The organism is Pseudomonas sp. HAR-UPW-AIA-41, assembly GCF_002304225.1.
In the GTDB taxonomy this organism is placed as follows: Bacteria; Pseudomonadota; Gammaproteobacteria; order Pseudomonadales; family Pseudomonadaceae; genus Aquipseudomonas.
On the sequence record NZ_NSLB01000007.1, the window covers coordinates 37,487 to 60,375 of the forward strand.

At 56.7% G+C, this 22,889-nt stretch carries 15 protein-coding genes; 5 read left to right on the top strand and 10 right to left on the bottom strand.

Annotated elements, in window-relative coordinates:
* Positions 1-4: 4 nt before the first annotated feature.
* The 7 genes from rsmG to rpmH all read right to left on the bottom strand — a co-directional run bounded on the left by rsmG (position 5) and on the right by rpmH (position 6,918).
* Positions 5-649, bottom strand: a complete 645-nt coding sequence (gene rsmG / locus CK486_RS13895; protein ID WP_095940909.1) for a 16S rRNA (guanine(527)-N(7))-methyltransferase RsmG — start codon at positions 647-649, stop codon at positions 5-7.
* Complete coding sequence (gene mnmG, locus CK486_RS13900) at positions 649-2,541, bottom strand: tRNA uridine-5-carboxymethylaminomethyl(34) synthesis enzyme MnmG (protein WP_095940910.1); 1,893 nt, start codon at positions 2,539-2,541, stop codon at positions 649-651. The genes rsmG and mnmG overlap by 1 nt, the downstream gene beginning before the upstream one ends.
* Before the next feature lie 470 nt (positions 2,542-3,011).
* Entirely contained in the window at positions 3,012-4,379 is a 1,368-nt protein-coding gene (mnmE, locus tag CK486_RS13905) for a tRNA uridine-5-carboxymethylaminomethyl(34) synthesis GTPase MnmE (RefSeq protein WP_095940911.1), read from the bottom strand.
* A gap of 75 nt (positions 4,380-4,454) precedes the next feature.
* Positions 4,455-6,125: a membrane protein insertase YidC gene (yidC, locus tag CK486_RS13910; protein WP_095940912.1), complete on the bottom strand. Its 1,671-nt coding sequence runs from the start codon at positions 6,123-6,125 to the stop codon at positions 4,455-4,457.
* A 2-nt stretch (positions 6,126-6,127) separates the two neighbouring features.
* Entirely contained in the window at positions 6,128-6,373 is a 246-nt protein-coding gene (yidD, locus tag CK486_RS13915) for a membrane protein insertion efficiency factor YidD (RefSeq protein ID WP_095940913.1), read from the bottom strand.
* Entirely contained in the window at positions 6,366-6,770 is a 405-nt protein-coding gene (rnpA, locus tag CK486_RS13920; RefSeq protein ID WP_095940914.1) for a ribonuclease P protein component, read from the bottom strand. The genes yidD and rnpA overlap by 8 nt, the downstream gene beginning before the upstream one ends.
* Before the next feature lie 13 nt (positions 6,771-6,783).
* On the bottom strand, positions 6,784-6,918 hold the full coding sequence (rpmH, locus tag CK486_RS13925) for a 50S ribosomal protein L34 (RefSeq protein WP_021702523.1): 135 nt from the start codon (positions 6,916-6,918) through the stop codon (positions 6,784-6,786).
* A 503-nt stretch (positions 6,919-7,421) separates the two neighbouring features.
* On the opposite strand from rpmH, the gene dnaA reads away from it, so the two are divergent.
* From dnaA to gyrB, 4 genes are read left to right on the top strand one after another with little or no spacing between them, the layout of a single operon-like run.
* The gene (gene dnaA, locus CK486_RS13930) at positions 7,422-8,912 is read left to right on the top strand and encodes a chromosomal replication initiator protein DnaA (RefSeq protein ID WP_095940915.1); all 1,491 of its coding nucleotides are present in this window, start codon (positions 7,422-7,424) and stop codon (positions 8,910-8,912) included.
* Between the two features lie 36 nt (positions 8,913-8,948).
* Positions 8,949-10,052 carry a DNA polymerase III subunit beta gene (gene dnaN / locus CK486_RS13935; RefSeq protein ID WP_095940916.1) on the top strand — a complete coding sequence of 368 codons (1,104 nt, stop codon included), beginning with the start codon at positions 8,949-8,951 and terminating at the stop codon, positions 10,050-10,052.
* A 10-nt stretch (positions 10,053-10,062) separates the two neighbouring features.
* Complete coding sequence (gene recF, locus CK486_RS13940; RefSeq protein ID WP_095940917.1) at positions 10,063-11,157, top strand: DNA replication/repair protein RecF; 1,095 nt, start codon at positions 10,063-10,065, stop codon at positions 11,155-11,157.
* Between the two features lie 2 nt (positions 11,158-11,159).
* The gene (gene gyrB / locus CK486_RS13945; RefSeq protein ID WP_095940918.1) at positions 11,160-13,580 is read left to right on the top strand and encodes a DNA topoisomerase (ATP-hydrolyzing) subunit B; all 2,421 of its coding nucleotides are present in this window, start codon (positions 11,160-11,162) and stop codon (positions 13,578-13,580) included.
* A gap of 522 nt (positions 13,581-14,102) precedes the next feature.
* Here gyrB and CK486_RS13950 read toward each other — a convergent pair.
* A complete protein-coding gene (locus tag CK486_RS13950) occupies positions 14,103-16,340 on the bottom strand; it encodes an NERD domain-containing protein kinase family protein (protein ID WP_095940919.1) in 2,238 nt (745 codons plus the stop codon).
* Between the two features lie 70 nt (positions 16,341-16,410).
* On the opposite strand from CK486_RS13950, the gene CK486_RS13955 reads away from it, so the two are divergent.
* Positions 16,411-16,713, top strand: a complete 303-nt coding sequence (locus CK486_RS13955; RefSeq protein ID WP_095940920.1) for a hypothetical protein — start codon at positions 16,411-16,413, stop codon at positions 16,711-16,713.
* Between the two features lie 4 nt (positions 16,714-16,717).
* Here the strand turns inward: CK486_RS13955 and CK486_RS13960 are convergent, their stop codons facing one another.
* Positions 16,718-19,855: a BPTD_3080 family restriction endonuclease gene (locus CK486_RS13960; protein ID WP_095940921.1), complete on the bottom strand. Its 3,138-nt coding sequence runs from the start codon at positions 19,853-19,855 to the stop codon at positions 16,718-16,720.
* Positions 19,855-22,848, bottom strand: coding sequence for a site-specific DNA-methyltransferase (locus CK486_RS18330; RefSeq protein WP_095940922.1), 2,994 nt, complete (start codon positions 22,846-22,848; stop codon positions 19,855-19,857). Before CK486_RS18330 ends, CK486_RS13960 begins: the two co-directional genes overlap by 1 nt.
* Between the last annotated feature and the right edge of the window lie 41 nt (positions 22,849-22,889).

Below are 22,889 nucleotides of genomic sequence, written 5' to 3' on the forward strand. Positions count from 1 at the left end.
TCCCTTAAATCGTGCGGCGCAGTATCAGCAGATGGCGCTGACCTTGGCAACCGGGAACCTTGAGCACATGGCAGTGCTCGACACGGAAGTCCTGCGGCAGCGCCTGCAGCTCGTCATCCGGTTGCACGCCCTTCATTGCCAGCCAGCGGGTCGCCTCGTTGCCGAGGTGACGGGTCCAGTTGCTGAAGTCTTCCAGCGAACTGAAGGCCCGCGAGCAGATGCCGGCAAAGGGCTGTTCCGGCTGAAAGGCCTCAACCCGGGCATGCACCACCTGCAGGTTGTCGAGCTTGAGCTCGAGTTTGACCTGGGTGAGGAAGCGGGTTTTCTTGCCGTTGGAGTCGAGCAGGGTGAACTGCCGCTCGGGAAACAGGATGGCCAGCGGAATACCCGGCATGCCGCCTCCGCTCCCCACATCCAGCCAGGTGTCGCCACCTGCAGCCACATAGGGCACCACCGATAGGCTGTCGAGCAGATGGCGTGAAACCATTTCGTCCGGATTGCGCACGGCGGTCAGGTTGTAAGCCTTGTTCCACTTGATCAGCAGCGCCAGGTAGGCCAGCAGCAGCTCGTGCTGACGCTCCGTGAGCGTTACCCCCAGTTCAGCCGCACCCTGCTGCAGTTCGGCGGCGTGTTGTGCAGTAACCGACATCAGGCGCGCTGCTCCAGCTGGCGGCCGGCGCCGCGTTTTTTCAGGTGGATCAGCAGCAGCGAGATCGCCGCCGGGGTCACGCCCGGAATCCGTCCGGCCTGACCGAGAGTTTCCGGACGGGCATTGCCGAGCTTGTGCTGAATTTCCTTGGACAGCCCGGAGATACCGGCATAGTCGATATCAGCCGGCAGACGGGTGTTTTCACTGGCGCGGAGGCGCTCGATCTCTTCCTGCTGGCGATCGATGTAGCCGGCGTACTTGGTCTTGATCTCGACCTGCTCGGCGACTTGGGCGTCCACCTCGGCCTCCCCGGTGACCTCGATCAGACTGGCGTAATCGATTTCCGGGCGCGACAGCAGATTGAGCAGGTTGTACTCGTGGGCCAGCGGCGTACCGAATCGCGCGGCAATGGCATCGCCCTGTGGTGTGCCCGGACGAACCCAGGTGCTCTTCAGGCGCTGCTCTTCGCGGACGATGCCTTCGCGTTTAGCTTCGAAAGCGGCCCAGCGCTCATCATCGACGAGGCCGAGCTCGCGGCCCTTTTCGGTCAGGCGCAGGTCGGCATTGTCCTCACGCAGGATCAGACGGTACTCGGCGCGCGAGGTGAACATGCGGTACGGCTCTTGAGTGCCGAGGGTGATCAGATCATCCACAAGAACGCCGATGTAGGCCTCGTCGCGGCGCGGGCACCAGCTGTCCTTGCCCTGTGCACGCAGCGCAGCGTTACAACCGGCCAGCAGGCCCTGGGCGCCGGCTTCTTCGTAACCGGTGGTGCCGTTGATCTGCCCGGCGAAGAACAGCCCGCCGATGACCTTGGTTTCCAGGCTGTACTTCAGATCGCGCGGATCGAAGTAGTCGTACTCGATGGCGTAGCCGGGACGCACGATGTGGGCGTTTTCCATGCCACGGATGGAGCGCACGATCTCCAGCTGCACATCGAAGGGCAGCGAGGTGGAAATACCGTTCGGATACAGCTCGTGGGTGGTCAGCCCTTCGGGCTCGAGGAACACCTGATGACTGCTCTTGTCGGCGAAGCGATGGATCTTGTCTTCGATTGACGGGCAGTAACGTGGCCCGATGCCTTCTATCACACCCGAATACATCGGCGAGCGATCGAGGTTGCTGGCGATGATCTCGTGTGTGCGCGCATTGGTGTGGGTAATCCAGCAGCTGACCTGCCGTGGATGATCTTCACGCGAACCGAGGAACGACATGACCGGAATCGGTGTGTCACCCGGTTGCTCGGTCATCACCGAGAAATCCACCGAACGGCCATCAATGCGCGGCGGTGTGCCGGTCTTCAGACGACCGACGCGCAGTGGTAATTCGCGTAACCGCTTGGCCAGGGCGATCGAGGGTGGGTCGCCGGCACGGCCACCGGAATAATTCTGCAGGCCGATATGAATCAGGCCGCCGAGGAAGGTTCCAGCAGTGAGCACGACGTTTTCCGCATGAAAACGCAGGCCCATCTGGGTGATCACACCTTTGACCTGACCCTGCTCGACGATCAGATCATCACAGGCCTGCTGAAATATCCACAGGTTGGCCTGGTTTTCCAGAATTTCGCGAACAGCCGCCTTGTACAGAACCCGGTCGGCCTGGGCACGGGTAGCCCGCACGGCTGGCCCTTTACGGCTGTTGAGCACGCGGAATTGAATGCCACCTTTGTCGGTAGCGCGCGCCATGGCGCCGCCCAGAGCGTCGATCTCTTTGACCAGATGGCTTTTGCCGATCCCGCCGATAGCCGGGTTGCAGCTCATCTGACCGAGGGTTTCCACGTTGTGGGTCAACAACAGGGTCTTCACCCCCATGCGTGCAGCTGCCAGTGCAGCTTCGGTACCGGCATGGCCGCCACCGATCACGATCACGTCAAAACGGGAAGGGAAATCCACCACGCACCTCGTGCCTGTTCTGAAGGGGGCTTTTTGATTGAAAAGCGGGAAGGGCACGCATTATAGGGACTTCACGCTGTGGACAGAAGCCTTTTGGACAAAAAATAACCAGCTCTTGCTGGTGCTCTTAAAAGATTTAAAGAAGAGTTTTTCTTTTAAAGACTTATTTTTATGTTTATTTCTTTAGAGACCACTTTCTGTGGATAGATTGCTGTAGCTCATGTCAGTAAAGGCTTTCAGCCTGAAATAACTCTGCGTATAACCGGGATTGAGCCTTTGGGAAAAACGCCCTGAGCCTGTGGATGGAATCATAACTTATACACAGAGGCCCTTATCCACTTTTTCATACCGGGCTTATCCAGCCTGCTCACGGTTGCTTATCCACAGGGCTTGGCCGGTTTCTGGCAGGCGAAAGCGAGCCCTGCGCGGCACTCACAGAGCTTTATTCAGGTATGAGTATGACTGTGTAGTTACTTGCCGATGCAGAAGCTGGAGAAGATCCGGCCCAACAGGTCATCGGGGGTAAAGGCGCCGGTGATCTCGCCCAGTGCCTGCTGGGCCATGCGCAGGTCTTCGGCCAGCAGTTCGCCAGCGCCCAGAACGGTCAGTTGGCTGCGCCCATGTTCGAGGCTCGCCGAAGCCTGCTGCAGGGCCTGCAAGTGCCGACGGCGGGCACTGAAACTGCCTTCGCTGGTCTGTTCGTAGCCCATGCAGGCCTTGAGGTGTTCCCGCAGCAGATCCAGCCCCTCCAGACCACGGGCGCTGAGGGTCAGCGTAACATGGCCATCAACGCAGGTTTCCAAACCGACGGTCTCGCCCGACAGATCCGCCTTGTTGCGGATCAGGGTGACCTTGTGCGGATCGGGGCGTTGTTCGAGAAACTCCGGCCACAAGGCGAAGGGATCATCCGCCTCGGGAGCTGTGGAATCGACCACCAGCAGAATACGATCGGCCTCGCCAATGGCCTTGAGCGCCCGCTCGACGCCTATGCGTTCAACCTGATCATGGGTATCGCGCAGCCCCGCGGTGTCCACCACGTGTAGTGGCATGCCATCGATGTGGATATGTTCGCGCAGGACATCACGGGTCGTACCGGCGATATCGGTGACGATAGCGGCTTCACGTCCGGCCAGGGCATTGAGCAGACTCGACTTGCCGGCATTCGGGCGGCCGGCGATGACCACGGTCATGCCATCGCGCAGGAGGGCCCCCTGCCCGGCTTCACGCAGCACGCCGGCCAGTTCCTGACGCACGGCATCCAGCTGCGACAGCACATGGCCGTCGGCCAGAAAATCGATTTCCTCTTCCGGAAAGTCGATCGCGGCTTCGACGTAGATGCGCAGCTCAATGAGTTTCTCGGTCAGCGCATGTACGCGCCGGGAGAACTCCCCTTGCAGCGAACGCAAGGCATTGCGCGCCGCCTGTTCCGAGCTGGCTTCGATCAGGTCGGCAATGGCTTCGGCCTGCGCCAGATCGAGTTTGTCGTTGAGGAAGGCACGTTCGCTGAATTCACCCGGGCGGGCCATGCGTGCGCCCAGCTGCAGGCAGCGGCGCAGCAGCATATCGAGCACTACCGGCCCGCCATGGCCCTGCAGCTCCAGCACATCTTCCCCGGTAAAGGAGTGAGGGCCAGGGAAGAACAGCAGCAAGCCTTCATCCAGCACGTCGCCATTGTCAGCGAACAGCGGGCCGTAATGGGCATAGCGGGGTTTCGGCTCGCGTCCGCCGAGGGTGATCGCCATGGCGCGGGCACGCGGGCCAGAGACGCGGATAATGCCGACGCCGCCACGACCGGTAGCGGTGGCGACAGCGGCGATGGTGTCCTGGTTGGGATTCATGGCGCGCTCCCTCAATGCGAATGGCGGATAGCAAGACGCCCCACAAGGGGGCGTCGTTGTCAGGCGGTATCAGGATCAGGCTTTGGCGCCGGATGCCTCAATCTGCCGGGTAATGTACCACTGCTGGGCAATGGACAGGATGTTGTTGACCACCCAGTACAGCACCAGACCAGCCGGGAACCACAGGAAGAAGAAGGTGAAGATTACCGGCATCAGCTTCAGTACCTTGGCCTGCATGGGGTCCGGCGGCGTCGGGTTAAGCTGCTGCTGAATGAACATGGTGGCACCCATGATCAAAGGCAGGATGAAGTACGGGTCCTTGATCGACAGGTCGACGATCCAGCCCAGCCAGGGGGCCTGGCGCATTTCCACGCTTTCCAGCAGCACCCAGTAAAGGGCCAGGAACACCGGCATCTGCACCAGGATCGGCAGACAGCCACCCAGCGGATTGATCTTCTCCTTCTTGTACAGCTCCATCATGCCTTGCGACATCTTCTGACGGTCGTCGCCGTACTGCTCTTTAAGCGCCTGCATCTTCGGCGCTACCGCACGCATGCGCGCCATCGATTTGTAGCTGGCGGCCGAGAGCGGGAAGAAGGCCAGTTTGATGATGATGGTCAGGGCGATGATCGACCAGCCCCAGTTACCGAAGATGCTGTGGATATGTTCCAGCAGCCAGAAGATCGGCTGGGCGATGAACCAGAGGAAGCCGTAGTCGACGGTCAGTTCCAGACCGGGAGAGAGCTTGCCCAGGTTGTCCTGATCCTTCGGACCGGCATACAGGGTCGCACCGACTTCCGCCTTGCCACCCGCCGGAATGTTCAGGGCCGGCGCGGTATAACCGATGATGTAGTTGCCCTGAGCGTCCTTGCGGGTCATGACCTGATTGGTCTGATCCTTGTCGGCAATCCAGGCGGTGACGAAGTAGTGCTGCAGCCAGGCTACCCAACCGCCCTGCACGCTCTCGCGAATGGCCTTGTCGTCCATGTCATCCAGCGAAACCTTCTTGTAAGGCTCGTCGGCAGTCCACAGAGCAGCACCCAGATAAGTGGCGGTGCCAGTGGCGGTAGTCGAGGATGGATCCGAGCTGTTGTCACGCTTGATCTGGGCAAACAGGCTGCCGGTCCAGGGCTGAGTGCTCTGGTTGTCGATCAGGTAACGGACAGCGAAATCGTACTGCCCGCGCTTGAAGGTAAAGCGCTTGATGTAGCTGACACCGGCTTCGCTGAAGCGCAGGTCGACTACCAGTTGGTCCTTACCCTCATTTAGGCTGTAGCTGTTTGCTTCGCTGCTGTACAGCGGACGGCCAGTGGAGCGTGCATCCGGGCCGTTGGCGCCGGTCAGGCCGCTCTGGGCCAGGTAGGTACGCTCGTTACCGTTATCGAACAGCTGGAACGGCACGTCTTTGTACTGCAGGCTGCGCGGAAACTTCGGTAGGCTCAGCTGAACCACATCACCACCAAGCGGATCGATGGCCAGAGTGAGTACGTCGGTCTTCACATTGATCAGCGCGGTATTGGTGCTGACCGAGGCCTGAGGAACCACTGCGCCTTCAGTACTGGCCGGCGGTACATCAGCCGAAGCCTGACCTGCTGCGGTGGTGTCCGGCAGAGTGCTTGCCGGAGTACTGGTGGTGGTCTGTGCAGTCGGCATGACTGGCTGGCCGTAGTCCTTGTTCCACTGGAGAACCATCAGGTAGGACACGACTGCCAGGGCGACGATCAGGATCGAGCGTTGGATATCCATGATTACTCGGCCATCGAAGAGGATTTGGAAGTGGGTGCAGCTGGAACCGGATCATAACCGCCCGGGTTCCAGGGGTGGCAGCGACCGAGTCGGCGCACGGCGAGCCAGCTGCCACGCAGGAAACCATGAGTTTCAATGGCTTCTTGGGCGTAGCAGGAACAACTGGGATAGAAACGACAGTGACTGGCCATCAAGGGGCTGATGGCGTAGCGGTAGAACTGGATCGGAGCGATGGCCAGTTTACGCATGATCAGATCCTGCCTGACGGGCGACGGCAGGGTTCTCCGGTTTGCTGCGGCTTCGCGACAAGCGCTTCCAGAGTTTGCTGAAGTGTTGGCTGAGTTCGGCGTTTTCCGCGTCAGCCAGGCCCTTGCGGGCAACCACGACTATATCCCAACCGGACAACTGGTCCTGGTTCAGGCGAAGTGATTCACGAATCTGGCGCTTGATGCGATTGCGTTCAACGGAGAGCTTGACGCTCTTCTTGCCGATCACCAGTCCCAGACGGGGATGATCGAGACCGTTGTCGCGAGCGAGGATCAGCAGGTTCTTACCGGGAACCTTGCCGGTGGGTGAATCGAAGACTGCCTTGAATTGCCGAGGAGTCAGCAGGCGCTTTTCCCGGCCGAAGCCCCGATTCACCACCCGTTCCGGACTATCAGACGGTCAGGCGCTTGCGGCCCTTGGCGCGACGACGCGACAGGACGGCACGACCGTTCTTGGTGGCCATACGTGCGCGGAAACCGTGAACGCGAGCGCGCTTCAGAGTGCTGGGTTGGAAAGTGCGTTTCATGTTGATTTACCTGAAAGTTCACTGGTGGCCAGTGGGCCCCCGGTTCAAAGAGCACGCGATTCTAGAGAAATGTGCCGGCAAGGTCAATTTCTCATCCGCTTTGCCTTCGAATAATAGATAGAAGGTTTTTCTCTTTGAAAAAGAGCTTGAACTTATAGAGCTTAATGGTCATCACCCTTTCTGTGGGTAAGTCGTTCAAGCGCCCGTGGAGCGTGATTTCCAGCGCAGGACAAGTGAGTGTCAAAACTGGGTATGGACTGTGCCAAGCCTGCTGGAAAGCTGGGGATTAAAGGGCGATTTATCTACAGGGCGGTTTCGCGGTTTTTTGTGCACAGCTTTCCAGGGGGAGCTCCGGAGGCCTTATCCACAACCTTCGCCGTTTATTGATTTGCTGAATAAAGCCTTGATTTTACTTGGGCTTGCCGCGCATTCGGGTGTGGATAACTAGCCCCGCGCAGGGCTACAATGGCGGCTGTTTTTTGCCTTGTCCTGGGGGATGGTCCGTGTCTGTGGAACTTTGGCAGCAGTGCATCGAGCTTTTGCGCGACGAACTGCCGGCCCAGCAATTCAACACCTGGATCCGTCCTTTGCAGGTAGAAGCCGCAGCGGATGAGTTGCGTGTCTTTGCGCCTAACCGCTTTGTGCTCGACTGGGTCAACGAGAAGTATCTGGGACGTCTGCTGGAGCTGCTTGCCGAGCGAGGTAACGGCAGCGTGCCGGCCTTGTCACTGCTGATCGGCAGCAAGCGTGCAGCTGCCCCGAAAGTGGCGGCTGTTGCGCCGGCCAATAATGAAGTGAACGCTACTGTGGCCCCCGCCTCGGCCAATGTGCAGCCCACTGTGACCGTGGTGCGGGGCGAGACGCCCGGGGCTGACGAGGCGGCGGCACGCGGCGAGGATCCGCTGCAGGCAGTTGCGCCCAAGCAGCCGGTGCGCAGCGAGCGTGAAGTTCAGGTGGAAGGCGCGCTCAAGCACACCAGCTACTTGAACCGTACCTTTACCTTTGAGAATTTCGTTGAGGGTAAATCCAACCAGCTGGCCCGCGCTGCGGCGTGGCAGGTGGCAGATAACCCCAAGCACGGTTACAACCCGCTGTTCCTTTATGGTGGTGTGGGTTTGGGTAAGACCCACCTGATGCATGCGGTGGGTAACCACCTGCTGAAGAAAAACCCGAATGCCAAGGTGGTCTACCTGCATTCCGAGCGTTTTGTCGCCGACATGGTCAAGGCTCTTCAGCTCAACGCGATCAATGAGTTCAAGCGCTTCTACCGTTCGGTCGATGCGCTGCTGATCGACGACATTCAATTCTTCGCCAAGAAAGAGCGCTCCCAGGAAGAGTTCTTCCATACCTTCAACGCCCTGCTTGAGGGTGGCCAGCAGGTGATCCTCACCAGCGACCGCTATCCGAAGGAAATCGAAGGACTGGAGGAGCGCCTGAAGTCGCGTTTCGGTTGGGGCTTGACCGTAGCGGTCGAACCGCCCGAGCTGGAAACCCGCGTGGCGATCCTGATGAAGAAGGCCGACCAGGCCAAGGTTGATCTGCCCCATGACGCGGCTTTCTTCATCGCCCAGCGCATTCGATCCAACGTGCGTGAACTGGAAGGTGCTCTCAAGCGGGTGATTGCTCACTCGCATTTCATGGGCCGGCCGATCACCATCGAACTGATTCGAGAGTCGCTCAAAGACCTGTTGGCGTTGCAGGATAAATTGGTCAGTATCGACAATATCCAGCGCACCACGGCTGAATACTACAAGATCAAGATTTCCGACCTGCTGTCCAAGCGTCGCTCGCGCTCGGTGGCACGTCCGCGTCAGGTGGCCATGGCCTTGTCCAAGGAGCTGACCAACCACAGCCTGCCGGAAATTGGTGATGCCTTTGGTGGACGTGACCACACCACAGTGCTGCATGCCTGTCGTAAGATTGCCGAGCTGAGGGAATCTGACGCGGACATCTGCGAAGACTATAAGAATCTGCTGCGTACCCTGACTACCTGATTCCAATACTTACGCCTTGAGGCAAGGGACTAGACCATGCACTTCACCATTCAACGCGAGGCCCTGTTGAAACCCCTGCAACTGGTCGCGGGCGTCGTGGAACGCCGGCAGACCCTGCCGGTGCTGTCTAATGTGCTGCTGGTGGTTGAAGGCCAGCAACTGTCGCTGACAGGTACCGACCTTGAAGTTGAGCTGGTGGGTAGGGTGACTCTTGAAGAGCCTGCCGAGGCTGGTGAGATCACCGTGCCGGCGCGCAAGCTGATGGATATCTGCAAGAGCCTGCCGAGTGATGCGTTGATCGATATCCGCATCGACGATCAGAAGCTGCTGGTCAAAGCCGGTCGTAGCCGTTTTACCCTGTCGACGCTGCCGGCCAATGATTTCCCCACTGTCGAAGAAGGCCCGGGCTCGTTCACCCTGAACCTGCCCCAGGCCAAGGTGCGCCGACTGATCGAGCGCACCAGCTTTGCCATGGCTCAGCAGGATGTCCGCTACTACCTCAATGGCATGTTACTTGAAGTCAGCACCGGCGTGCTGCGCGCAGTGGCTACCGACGGCCACCGTCTGGCCATGTGTTCCATGCAGGCCGAGATCGAACACGAAGGTCGTCATCAGGTCATCGTGCCGCGTAAAGGTATTCTTGAACTGGCGCGCCTGCTCACCGAACAGGAAGCCGAAGTGGCTATCGTCCTGGGTCAGCACCACATCCGCGCTACCACCGGTGAGTTCACCTTCACCTCGAAGCTGGTCGACGGAAAGTTCCCGGATTACGAGCGTGTACTGCCGCGCGGTGGCGACAAGCTGGTCATTGGCGAGCGCCAGTCGCTGCGTGAAGCTTTCAGCCGTACGGCCATTCTCTCCAACGAGAAGTACCGCGGTATCCGTCTGACGCTGGCGGCTGGTCTGCTGAAAATCCAGGCTAACAACCCGGAGCAGGAAGAGGCTGAGGAAGAGGTGGTTGTCGACTACAACGGCGGCAATCTGGAAATCGGTTTCAATGTCAGCTATCTGCTGGATGTGCTGGGTGTGATGACGACCGATCAGGTTCGTCTGACCCTTTCCGACTCCAACAGCAGTGCACTGGTACAGGAAGCGGGCAACGACGACTCCGCGTATGTCGTTATGCCGATGCGCCTCTGATCCCGACTGAATGTCCCTCACCCGTGTTTCCGTCACCGCGGTGCGCAATCTGCACCCGGTGACGATCTCCCCCTCCCCACGCATCAATATCCTCTTTGGCGCCAATGGCAGCGGCAAGACCAGTCTGCTTGAGGCTGTGCATCTGCTCGGGCTGGCCCGTTCCTTTCGCAGCACCCGGTTGCAACCGGTTATCCAGCACGAACAGGTTGGCTGTACCGTGTTCGGTCAGGTGTGCCAGGAAGATGGTCGTCTGAGCAATCTCGGCGTAGCGCGTGAGCGTGAGGGGGAGTTTCAGATTCGTATCGACGGGCAGAATGCGCGCAGTGCGGCGCAACTGGCCGAGACCCTGCCGATTCAGCTCATCAATCCCGACAGCTTCCGCTTGCTGGAAGGCTCGCCCAAGGTTCGCCGGCAGTTTCTCGACTGGGGTGTGTTCCACGTGGAACCAAGGTTTCTGCCAGCCTGGCAACGCTTGCAGAAAGCCCTGCGCCAGCGGAACTCGTGGCTGCGGCATGGTAAACTGGACGCCGTTGCGCAGGCTGCCTGGGACCGTGAACTCTGTGCGGCCAGCGACGAGCTTGATGGTTATCGTCGAAGTTATATTCAGGCGCTAAAGCCAGAGTTCGAGGCGACGCTGGCACAGTTGATAGAGCTGCCGGAGCTGACCCTGAGTTATTACCGGGGCTGGGACAAGGACCGGGATCTGCAGGATGTTCTGTCCGCCAGTTTGCCGCGGGACCAGCAGTTGGGTCATACGCAGGCCGGGCCGCAACGTGCCGATTTGCGCCTGCGTTTAGACAGTCACAGCGCGGCAGATATTCTGTCGCGAGGCCAGCAGAAGCTGGTGGTGTGTGCGTTGCGGATTGCCCAGGGCCATCTGCTCAATCAGGCCAAGAAAGGCCGTTGTGTTTATCTGGTCGACGATCTTCCCTCGGAGCTCGACGATCAGCACCGTCAGGCGCTGTGTCGCTTGCTGGAAGATTTGCAATGTCAGGTATTCATCACCTGCGTTGACCAAGAACTATTACAGGATGGCTGGCGCACGGATACGCCGGTCGCCATGTTCCACGTGGAACAAGGTCGAATTACACCAGTGGGAGTGTAGGCATGAGCGAAAACAACACGTACGACTCGACAAGCATCAAGGTGCTCAAAGGTCTGGATGCCGTACGCAAACGCCCGGGCATGTACATCGGTGATACCGACGATGGCACCGGCCTGCACCACATGGTGTTCGAAGTGGTGGATAACTCCATCGACGAAGCGCTGGCCGGGCACTGCTCCGATATCAGCATCACCATTCATACCGACGAGTCCATCACCGTCCGCGACAACGGCCGCGGTATCCCGGTGGACATGCACAAGGAAGAAGGTGTTTCGGCGGCGGAAGTCATCATGACCGTCCTGCACGCGGGCGGTAAGTTCGACGACAACAGCTACAAGGTTTCCGGCGGTCTCCACGGCGTGGGTGTTTCAGTGGTCAACGCGCTCTCCAAAGAGCTGGTCCTGACCATTCGCCGCAGCGGGAAAATCTGGGAACAGACCTACGTACACGGTGTACCGCAGGCGCCCCTGGCACCGGTTGGTGACAGTGAAGGCACTGGCACCCAGATTCACTTCAAGCCGTCGGATGAAACCTTCAAGAACATCCACTTCAGCTGGGACATCTTGGCCAAGCGCCTGCGCGAACTGTCCTTCCTCAACTCCGGCGTGGGCATCGTCCTCAAGGACGAGCGCAGCGGCAAAGAGGAGCTATTCAAGTACGAAGGCGGTCTGAAGGCATTCGTCGAGTACCTCAATACCAACAAGACCATCGTCAATCAGGTGTTCCACTTCAATGTGCAGCGCGATGAAGATGGCGTTGGCGTGGAAGTGGCACTGCAGTGGAATGACAGCTTCAACGAGAACATTCTCTGCTTCACCAACAACATTCCGCAGCGCGACGGTGGTACCCACCTGGCGGGCTTCCGCTCTGCCCTCACCCGCCACCTGAACAACTACATCGAATCCGAAGGCCTGGCGAAGAAATTCAAGATCGCCACCACCGGGGATGACGCCCGTGAAGGTCTGACCGCCATCATTTCGGTCAAGGTTCCGGATCCGAAGTTCAGCTCGCAGACCAAGGACAAGCTGGTTTCCAGCGAAGTGAAGACTGCGGTCGAGCAGGAAATGGGTAAGTACTTCGGCGACTTCCTGCTGGAGAACCCCAACGAAGCCAAGGCCGTGGTCGGCAAGATGATCGATGCCGCCCGTGCCCGTGAAGCCGCGCGCAAGGCCCGCGAGATGACCCGCCGCAAGGGCGCGCTGGATATTGCCGGTCTGCCCGGCAAACTGGCCGACTGCCAGGAAAAAGACCCGGCGCTGTCCGAACTGTACATCGTGGAAGGGGATTCCGCGGGCGGCTCTGCCAAGCAGGGACGTAACCGCAAGACCCAGGCGATCCTGCCGCTCAAGGGCAAGATCCTCAACGTGGAAAAAGCCCGTTTCGACAAGATGCTCTCCTCCCAGGAAGTCGGCACCCTGATCACCGCCCTCGGCTGTGGTATCGGGCGCGAGGAGTACAACATCGAGAAACTGCGTTACCACAACATCATCATCATGACCGACGCCGACGTCGACGGTTCGCACATCCGTACCCTGCTGCTGACCTTCTTCTTCCGTCAGCTGCCGGAACTGATCGAGCGTGGCTACATCTACATCGCCCAGCCGCCGCTGTACAAGGTCAAGAAGGGCAAGCAGGAGCAGTACATCAAGGACGACGAGGCCATGGATGAATACATGACCCAGTCAGCACTGGAGGATGCCAGCCTGCACGTCAACGAAAGCGCCCCGGGCCTTTCCGGTGCCGCGCTGGAGCGTCTGGTTAACGATTACCGTGCCGTAATGCGCACCCTCAAGCGCCTGTCGCGCCTGTATCCGCAGGATCTGACCGAGCACATGGTTTACCTGCCGCGCGTGAGCGTCGAGCAGCTGAGCGACCAGAGCGCCATGCAGACCTGGCTGGACGGCTTCAATGCCCGCCTGAAGAACGCCGAGCGTTCCGGTCTGAACTACAACGTCAGCCTGCGTGAAGACCGCGAGCGCCACCTGTGGCTGCCTGAGGTGGAGCTGGTGGCCCATGGTCTCTCCAACTACATCACCTTCAACCGTGACTTCTTCGCCAGCAATGACTACAAGACGGTCACCACGCTGGGCGAGCAGCTGAACAACCTGCTGGAGGACGGTGCTTACGTCCAGCGCGGTGAGCGCAAGAAGCCGGTGTCCACGTTCAAGGACGCACTCAACTGGCTGATGACGGAAAGCACCAAGCGCCACAACATTCAGCGCTATAAGGGTCTCGGCGAGATGAACCCGGAACAGCTGTGGGAAACCACCATGGATCCGAACGTGCGCCGTATGCTCAAGGTGACCATCGAGGACGCGATCGCTGCCGATCAGATCTTCAACACCCTGATGGGTGATGCCGTAGAGCCCCGCCGAGACTTCATCGAAAGCAACGCTCTGGCGGTGTCCAACCTCGACGTCTGAGGATTGTGTCGACGGGCAGGTTAATTGGCATGATTTAACGAGTTATTGTCATGACAATTTCTGTCACTACCCCGGCCTAGCGCCGGGGTTTTTCTTTGTAGATCAGTCTTTTAGGCATAGCCGCACAACCACCCACAGGCGAGCCGTGTAGTGAAGCTACAAGGATGAGGCGAAAAATCTCGTTTTGGCGTGGACGAATTCTGGGAGATTCGGCAGGACGGCAAGGGCGCTTCAATTTATGCCAATCAAAAGGGCATCGCCCATCAGTGATGACTTGATGGGCAGTACGATGCGACACGCTTGCGGCTTCTTTAAAACGAACCGCATGCTGATGTGCCTGCCACCCTGCCACCCTGCCACCCTGCCACCCTGCCACCCTGCCACCCTGCTGTAGGTGGGCAAAGTTATTTGCCACTTCGGCCAAAGTTAAGCGGTTCTGCCAAAGTAATCTGCCAGTAGCTTGAAAGTAGAAGCCCCTGCTGACGTGAGTCCGCTGGGGCTTTTTGCTAAGTTTTGGAGCAGCTACTGACAGGCGTTCCAGTCGACCAAGAAGGCTTCAGTCAGGCGATGCTTAGTCTTGTGCTCCTCGACGATCCCGGCAGATTTCATTCTGCTGAAGGTCGCATTCATCGAGGCTTTGTTGGTTTTGTTTCCTGGTATGCGCCTAGTTCTTAAGGCATCGAGAACCCATTGGCTGCGAATGCGGGGACGTTGATCGTTCAGCATGTCTACAACCATGAACGTCATGTACCCCTTGCTGATGCTCCACCTTTTTGCGAATGCCTCAGGTAAATCTTTAATTTGCTGGGTAGCGATTTCCAAACCAAACCATACAACGTAATCGTCAGCATGGAATGCAGGGCCATCGTTCAGCAGTTTCGCTACTTTGGCTTTCAGTCCTTCATTAAGAGCAGGATGAGTAATTTGCTCAAGCGCTCGTTCAAGATCCCCCCCTGCTTGCTTCAATACGCCGGGTTGAAGGCCATCTAGCAATGAAGCCCAAAGCGCATACAAATCTGCAAAAGGAGACCAGCCATGCTCGATGACGCCTGGAAACTTATATCGAAGATCACCTACTCGACGATCCTCTGCTGGCAAGGAGCTCATGCCAACCAAGGTTGCCCTGATGCCATCCACTAGGATATTGAGGGGGGTTATGTTCCTGTGGGTGAACCCCAGCTTGTGTAGGTAGCCAAGGCCCGCGAGTAATTGCTCCAGCCAGTGCCGGAACTCGTCGGCACTTATAGACGCTTGGTCAAAGAGCGTCTCACCACTCGCCCATGCTCGACTGATGAAATAAGCATCGGTACTGGGAATTCGAGCAAGATCGAAAACCCGCTCCAGTGCAGGATGATAAATCTGAGCGAGCTGATGATATTGATCAGCCACCAACTCCCAAACTTCATCTGCATCGTCGTAGATCTGAACCGCGCAATCGAAGCGTCCAGCTACGTGACGAGACCGCCAGATGCTTGAAAAAGCATCTTCATCGACCTGTTCGACCAATTCATAACGATTGTCGAGAATTGCGCCTGGTTCAGCCGCAAAAGGAGCGTCTGACGAGGCCAGTGCAGTTGAGGCGCTCTCGTTCATAAGGTTCGCTATCAACTGTGATAGGCACTCTGAGGCCTCCTGCCCTTCTGCTTCGCTGCTTTCTGAGATTGCTAATCGAAGAGTTTCGATCAAGGGTTTAAACAGTGAGGTGATGAGGTCGATGTCTTCGCCAGCACTATGGTTGTTTAGTACATCAATGAAGCAAACCTCACCCGCGTCGGTGAGATAGATCGAGTTTGCGGAAACCCTACCCAGTGTGGCGCCACGGCGATGGATGCCCTGGATCGCTGTTAGGGCTGAAATCAGCGTCGACCTGGCTGACTCCTTGGAATACTCCGAGAGATCAACCAGCGAAAGTGGTTTTCCCTTGGGCATGCTGATTGGCAAAACCATCAGCTCACCGTCATCAATCAGCGGTGCGCTATAGGTCACACCGGTTAACCCAGCTAGCTCTTGCAGTAGCCGAAACTCCTCACGCAATTGCGTTTTCAGCTGTTCGCGCCGCTCCTGGCTTGTGCAATTGGGGCGGTTAACGATTTTCAGCATCCACTTGGAGTTCCAGTTCTCCAGGCGATACTCAGCCATCCATAGCTCAAGGCCATTTTGATCCAGCAGGCACTGTGTTTTTTGGTACTGCTGGAATCTATTGTTTTCAGCTATCTGCTGACGCAATTGCCCAAGAGTGGCGAGGACAAGTTCACGCTGAGCATCGATCAGCTCGTAGGCTTTGGTGGCTGTCAGCCCCTCAGCGCTGGTCAACGCCTTGGTGATGGTGTCTGGAGTCCACACCTGTAACGAGGGCTCATCCTTAATGAGCGAGATGCTATGACCTTTATCACCGGTCACCAGCACCACTCCCTGACACCATGGCGCGTACAAACCAATTCCAGCTCGGTTACGGATACGGCCTGCAAGTACACGAGAGTTCTGATTGGCCTTGCGCAACGCGTTCTCTACAGGGTGACCATCCAGTAGCCAAACGTCCTTACCCGCCTCTAGCGTCCCGTTGTAGCCCTTTACGTCGATCAAATATACGCCCCAGTCACCAACAACGACCGCATCAATTTCCATTGCCTGACCGGTTTCTGTCAGCAGCTCGATGTTGGTCAGCAGCCAATAGTGATCAGGGAGAGAGTTTTTCAGCAGAGAAAATGCCCACTCTTCTGCGACGTTGACTGCTTTGGCGAAGGGGACGTGCTTTGCCATGACTTACTCCTTGTCCTGACTACCAAAACCATCCGGTAAAATGGAAGGTGAGTTTTAAGAGAGAGACACCGTGAAACTGCTGAGCACCTATGACGATCATGACGATGCCAAGGAAGCCGCTGAAAAGCTGGTTGGCGAGAAACGCCTGGCCAGTGAGCGAGATTCCACCGTGGTGATTTACAACTTGTTCGGAATACCCAGCTGGGGGAATTTTCACCGGCTGGGGATGTACAACCTGGTCGAGTTGAAGGGGCTGCTGGATCGGAAAACATCCTGGCAGCCTGAAGATGCCGTGCGCCACCAAGAGATCCTGGCCACGCTGAGTACAGTGGCCAAGAACTACTCCCTGGAGATTCCTTCTCATTGGTTGTGAGAGGTTAAGCCGCGTTTCCTTGAAGCTTTTCCAAACTCAACTGATTGAGTTCTACACCTAGTTTGGACGGATCCTGAACCACCAGGTAATGCCATAGCCCGTGCTCGCCGCTGCGGTTTACCGCGTCAACCCAGCGCTGAGCTGCTTTGGCCTTGAGATCCGCGTCGTCGTTATACTGACCCTTGATCTCGATAATGACCTTCAGCCCGATATCCAACTCTGCAATGAAATCAGGCACATAACTGTGCTTGATATTCTGTTTGCGGTAGCTGATGGCAAAGCCTAAACGGTCGTTCTTTACCCACTTCAATACGCCAGGATGGATATCGAGCAAGAAGCCTGCGCTCTGCTCCCACTTACTCGTGTCCGCCACCATCAGGTTCAGGTGGCACTTAGTGACTGCGCGTATAGGTTTGGTCGTATGAAAGTCCACGTATAGCGTGCTTCCGAGACCAGCAGAACCCTGTGGAATGACCGGCAAGAACCCGTGCTTTTCCTCGGTACCACTCTGCAACGCGTTGTACAGGCTGCCGATTACCGACTGGGTATAGTTACCGCTGGCCAATACATCACAGGCGCAAGAGTCGCCCTTCAGCACGAGTTTTTCTCGTAGGAACCGTGCACAGGCATTCAGTACCTTTGGAAACAAGGTTCCTATTGGCACGCTGTCGCCACGTTCGGTGCGCCACTGCTTACAGATTTCTTTAGCCAGAATGAAGGCGACTTGCTGATCGCGGAACAGCGCGCGCCATTCAGCCAGTGTCACGGAAGACTTCTTACCAGCGCCAAAAGCCGTCAGGTGTCCATCCGGCGCCACCATCTGCCCAACCTGAACGGTTGTCGGCAGTGTCATCGGGTCGATGGTGACCTGAGCTACCTGAGTCCAATCGACCACGACGTCGAACTGGTTGACCTCTTGGTAACCCATGACGATGGGGAAATCGATGCGGTACTGCTCGCGCTCTGGCATTGAGAAAATATGGTGTTGCTCTCGTTGTACAGGAGCAGGGCCAACAGACCGTGTTTTGAAGGGAACGAGCTCGAATGGAACACCAAATACCTTGGCCGTTTCCTCTGTGAAGAGCCCTGTCTCCTCATCAACAACGTAGCTCGCACGCCGTAATGCCCGCCCTACGACCTGCTCGCAGAGCAGCTGTGAGCCAAACGGACGTAATCCAACGATGTGGGTCACAGTGTTGGCATCCCAGCCCTCCGCCAGCATGGCTACGGATACGATGCAGCGAATGTCTCGACCAGGCGGAATGCGCTCGTCGATCCATTGCAAGTCTTGAGTATCGTCCTCTTGCTCATCGTCATCGTTGTTGAGCTTGTCATTGTGCTTGCGCACCAGCTCTGACCACTCTTCAGGCACTTTATCGCCCGGCCATTTGGCTTTACCGATAGTGTCGAGGATAAAACGCATACGCCTTACCTCATCGCTACCACTACCAGCCTCCATCTCCTCCGCGATTTTGGAGTCGACTCGCACTGTGACCTCACGACCCGGCTCATTGCGGAACCACTCAGGTGCTTCGCCATAGCCGCCTTCGTTATCGGCTAGCCAACCATGGACTTCCTTCGCCACCTTGGTATCACGGCAAACCACGATGAAAACGGGAGGAATGGGATAACGTTGCTTCTCTTTATGGAGTAGCTCCCATTCTTGGAACTTCTTGTGCCAGTCAGTGGCAAGCAAGGTAATCGGTGTGCTGGCGTAGTTCATGACCAGCTGAGGAGTGAGCTTCTTGCCGTGACCGTCCTCTTCAGCTTTGGCCTCCACCCAGCGCCAGACGTTGAAATAGGCAGCCTCTTCAGTGCCACCCACGTCCGCCGTCGGCAGTTCCGGAATCTTCACCAGGCCGGACTCAATAGCGTCGAGCAAACCGAAGTCGGAAACGATCCAGGGGAAAGGCTTTCCGACCTCATTGCCAGATCCCTGGATATAGAACGGCGTGGCGGAGAGGTCGATGCAGAGGTTGATGCCGTTCTTACGGCCATTGGCCAGCTTGTTGATACGGTCGAGGCCTTCGATCCAGATGGTCGCTTCTTTGGCGTTTTTCTTGGCAGTGTCTTTGTCATCTTCGAGTGAGGCTTCACTCTCGTCATCAATGTTATCGCCACGACGATAGGCATGATGTGCTTCGTCATTGAACACCAACCAATGTGGGCTACGACCGCGACCTGTGCCCAACTCCTGGCGTATGCGCTTGAACCAGGCAGCGTCTGACTCAAAGTATTTAACTTCGACTTTGCCTTTGTCCTTACCCGACTGTTTGGTGATCTCAACCGCTTCACCAGTCTTCACCACCTTGGCCGAGTCACCATTGACGGTGTTGCTCTCCAGCTTGGCGAGTTTGTGCCAGTTAGCGATCATCACCTCGCCTCGGCGCAGCTCTTCCATTCGTTGTACGGGCACTAACTGGCGGGTGCGGTAGAGCGATAAATCGCCCAACAGCGGGTCAAGCTCCTTGAGGCGTTCACGGATGGTGACGTTGGGGCAAACGATCAGCACCGTATCGGAGAAGCGATCATCGGTCGGTGCTGCCACTCGGTTGAGAATCGACCAGGCAGCCAGCATCCCCATCACAGTGGTCTTACCGGAGCCGGTTGCCATCTTGTTGGCGTAACGGGTAAAGGCGCGCAGGCCTTTCGCTTTTCCCTCTGGGCCAGGCTCGTCTTTGGGAATGCCTAGGAGGCCTTTCTTGTAGACCTCTGCGGCCTCCACCAGAAAAATGACAGTTTCTGCTGCTTCTATCTGGGCAAAGAACAGACGTTGACCTCGATCCTCAGACCGCCAAAGCTCGATCAGCTCTTTGCTGATCCGAGAGGCACCGTCATAAGGTGTGCCCGTCAACTTACCCGCTCGCCATTCATTAAGGCGCTGACGGATAAGGTTGACCTGTCCTAGCTCTTCCTGGGAGCCAACATCAGTTTCACCGAGCAGTTCGGCCTGCCGCTTGTTCTTGCGACCAGTACCGGCACCTTCTGGCACCCGGTAAAAGTAGTAAGCCGGGCGGCGGCCCTCTGCCTTGACCGGTGACTTACCGACTGCCACTTGCCAGTGATGAGTTGGCTCCGCATAAGGTGAGTTGATAATGGGTTCCGGTACTTCGCTGACCGGTACGGCGGTACGTCCGGTCATTACTCTGCCTCCGCCACGTTCAACACGCGCATCAGCTCGTTACCGCGCTCATCGATCACCTTGATGGCGATCAGGCCTTTGCTGTCGGCAACAAAGGGCTCACTGGTAGTGCCGGCCAGGTGTTCCCATACGCTGTCGTTGAACTGGCCCTTCAGGGACTTTTGCAAGTTGTCCCAGGCACCGGTACGCGGGAAAAACACCTGGCTGGCACAGAAGGCCATGCCGTTATAGCTGGTATCGAGCATCCAGCATGGCAGGTTTTCCGGCTCAACCGACTCTGTATCCATCGTGTCAGGGCGGAAGGTGTCGAGCCCCAAGAGTTCTACCTGGTACATCGCACGGCCATCATCACGCAGCCCGGCAGACACAATGCGCGCATCCGGCAGACCGGTTATGGAGAACAGCTGGTCGGTGTGGCTGGTCTTAAGCAGATCGTCCATCGCCACATCCGGCGTTACGCTGATGTAAGTGCAGGGCAAACGCAGGCGCTTGCGGTCATCCACCAGTTCTCGGGCCTTGGCCTGGATAGCAAAGCCAAAGAAGAACAGTTGACTGTATTTGAGGAAGTACGCCTCACTGGCTGCTTCAAATACCTGGTCTGAGCTGATCGCACCGTCCTCAGGGCCAAAGACGATAGCAATACGCTGCTCCTGCTCATCCACTGCTTCGGCGTGCAGGAAGTCATTATCCAGTACCCGAACCTGCTCCAGCTTCAGGCTGCGATTACCCGGCAGGCGCAGATTATGGCTGCGACGCAGAATATCGATCATGCGATCCAGGTAGCTGCGGGCGTTGTAGCCAGCGGCTTGCTCCGCTGCCTGGGTGGCACCTTCTACTTCTAGGGAGTGAGCGGCTTGGATAGTGGCTTCTACGGTGAAGGGGCCGCAGACGCGTGTGATTTTTGTATTTGTTTCCGGTCTATCAACAACTTTTACAGTTTCAGGTTCGAGTTTATTAGCTAGGGACTTCAGCGTAATCCTTGGAATTAAGCCACCAACCTCCTCACCGTTGCGATTATTTTTGCGCTTGTAAACAAATCCACCAGAGGGGCCTCTAGCTGGGTTGTCTAACTCGAACCAAGGGAATGTAGAAGTAAGTAGTCTCTGTCTGGCTAATGACAGAGGCACTCTAGAAGTGTCGCAAGTAATCCAGCGTCGCCCCAATTTCTCTGCACAATATGCAGTAGTGCCTGATCCACAAGTTATATCAATAACTAGATCTCCGGGGCTACTTGTCATCTGAATACAGCGTTCAATCACTGTTGGTGTAGTCTGCACCACATAAGATCTGCTACCAAACTCAATTGTATCAGTCCATTGGTTAGTCAGAGATGAAAGGCCAAAATCTGAGAGATACATTTTAAAGTAAAGCTTTTCTCCTAACGAGAAAAGTCTATTTTGCTTTATGAGATTTTGAACTCCATCGCGGGTTGTTCGCCAACTCTTTCCGCGTTTTGTTGTGTAAGTCTTCCCATTGAAATCAATGGGGAAAGTACAAGATGCTGTATATCCTGATGAAGTTAGATCAGAGCGCTTGAAAACTCGATACCTTGATTTTGTCTCATCAAAATTGCTGATTTCCTCGGGGGTTAATTTTCTATACCCTCCATCAGGGGTATCTGCGAATACGAATTCGCTACCTTTCCCAACATTCTTAGACATCCAAAGGTTTTGATATTTCATCAAATCCTTATCTTTCGCATACCAGCATAAATAGTCTACGACAGACTCAATTTTACCCGACTCAAGGGGCATCATAGTCTTGAAGTTAATTACTGCTACGAAGTTCTCTTCGCCAAATACTTCATCCATGACAGCTCTAATCAAATGAAAGTTTTCGTCAGAGATCTGGACAAATATACTCGCCGACGAAGTCATTAAATCCTTTGCCAGGTTTAATCTGTCACGTATATAAGCAAGATATGAATGGCGTCCTAGCTCCCAAGTATCTCGATAGGCTTTAACCATTTCGGGTTCGCGTATCATTTCTTCATCTTTACCATGCTCAACTTTTCGATTTCTTACGAAAGGTTGGAAGTTTGAGCCATATTTAACCCCGTACGGAGGGTCAAAATAAAAAACCTGTGCCTGCCCTCCCATCCCTTCATACTCCAGCAAGGAATTCATCACTTGTAGGGAGTCCCCGAGGATCAGGCGGTTGGCCCATTGTTCCTTATGGGTGTAGGCATCGAGTTGGTCGGCAATGTCCTTGTCGGCGTTGTCGCCAAACAAATCGAGCATGGTGCCGGCGGCCCGGTGGGATTCGAGTGTCTTCAGGATGTTTTGCGTCGAATGCCGCTCATGGACAAACAGCGGCACAGTTGGGACGCTTATCTGTTGGCGTTCAGCCTTGCCTGCCCAATTGAGGAAGGGTTGGGTAAGGCTCTTGAGGCGTGCCACGCACTGGCTCAGGCTGTTAAAGCGTTCACCATTGCCTTTCCATACCTGTTCTTCGGTAAAGACGCTGGCCTCGCCTTTTTCTGCGGCTTCAGCTACCAGGTTGAGCAGCCATTCAGCAAAGTCACGCTCAGCGTTTTCATCCCAGCACAGTTCGGGGGCCAGGCTGGAGTCGTAGCGATACTGCTTGGGCGGCTTTCTGGCATTGAATTGCTCTTGCACGCCGACATCTGGGCGACTGGTGGCTTTGGTGTCGTACTGATAGGTGGCGTAAGGATCTGCGCCTAGAGCAGCATCCGCAGTCGCCTGAGGGGCTTCAGGCTGTGGACGATGTTTGGCCACTACCTGGTCTGCTAGGGATGCAGGCTTGCTAGCGGAGGGCTGAGCCAGAAATACCGAGCCACCACGGCCTTGGCCTTTACCCAGCACACCATCGGCAATCAAGGCATCGCGAACACGCCAGTAGTCCTCTTCGCTGAAGCTGAATGCCGCCGCCTCGGTCAGCTGCTGCTGAAGCTTGATATTGCCGATGCTGCTGCCGTCCTTCGGGAGTAATTGAAGGATCAGGTCGTGCAGGTTGGCGTCGTGTTGACTCATGAAGTTCTTCCTTAACTAAAACAGTGCGGCGCTTAGGCCTA

Coding starts and splice junctions, on each gene's coding strand:
- rsmG (WP_095940909.1), bottom strand. CDS start 649: ATGTCGGTTACTGCACAACACGCCGCCGAACTGCAGCAGGGTGCGGCT.
- mnmE (WP_095940911.1), bottom strand. CDS start 4,379: ATGAATCCCAACCAGGACACCATCGCCGCTGTCGCCACCGCTACCGGT.
- yidC (WP_095940912.1), bottom strand. CDS start 6,125: ATGGATATCCAACGCTCGATCCTGATCGTCGCCCTGGCAGTCGTGTCC.
- yidD (WP_095940913.1), bottom strand. CDS start 6,373: ATGCGTAAACTGGCCATCGCTCCGATCCAGTTCTACCGCTACGCCATC.
- rpmH (WP_021702523.1), bottom strand. CDS start 6,918: ATGAAACGCACTTTCCAACCCAGCACTCTGAAGCGCGCTCGCGTTCAC.
- dnaN (WP_095940916.1), top strand. CDS start 8,949: ATGCACTTCACCATTCAACGCGAGGCCCTGTTGAAACCCCTGCAACTG.
- recF (WP_095940917.1), top strand. CDS start 10,063: ATGTCCCTCACCCGTGTTTCCGTCACCGCGGTGCGCAATCTGCACCCG.
- gyrB (WP_095940918.1), top strand. CDS start 11,160: ATGAGCGAAAACAACACGTACGACTCGACAAGCATCAAGGTGCTCAAA.
- CK486_RS13950 (WP_095940919.1), bottom strand. CDS start 16,340: ATGGCAAAGCACGTCCCCTTCGCCAAAGCAGTCAACGTCGCAGAAGAG.
- CK486_RS13960 (WP_095940921.1), bottom strand. CDS start 19,855: ATGACCGGACGTACCGCCGTACCGGTCAGCGAAGTACCGGAACCCATT.
- CK486_RS18330 (WP_095940922.1), bottom strand. CDS start 22,848: ATGAGTCAACACGACGCCAACCTGCACGACCTGATCCTTCAATTACTC.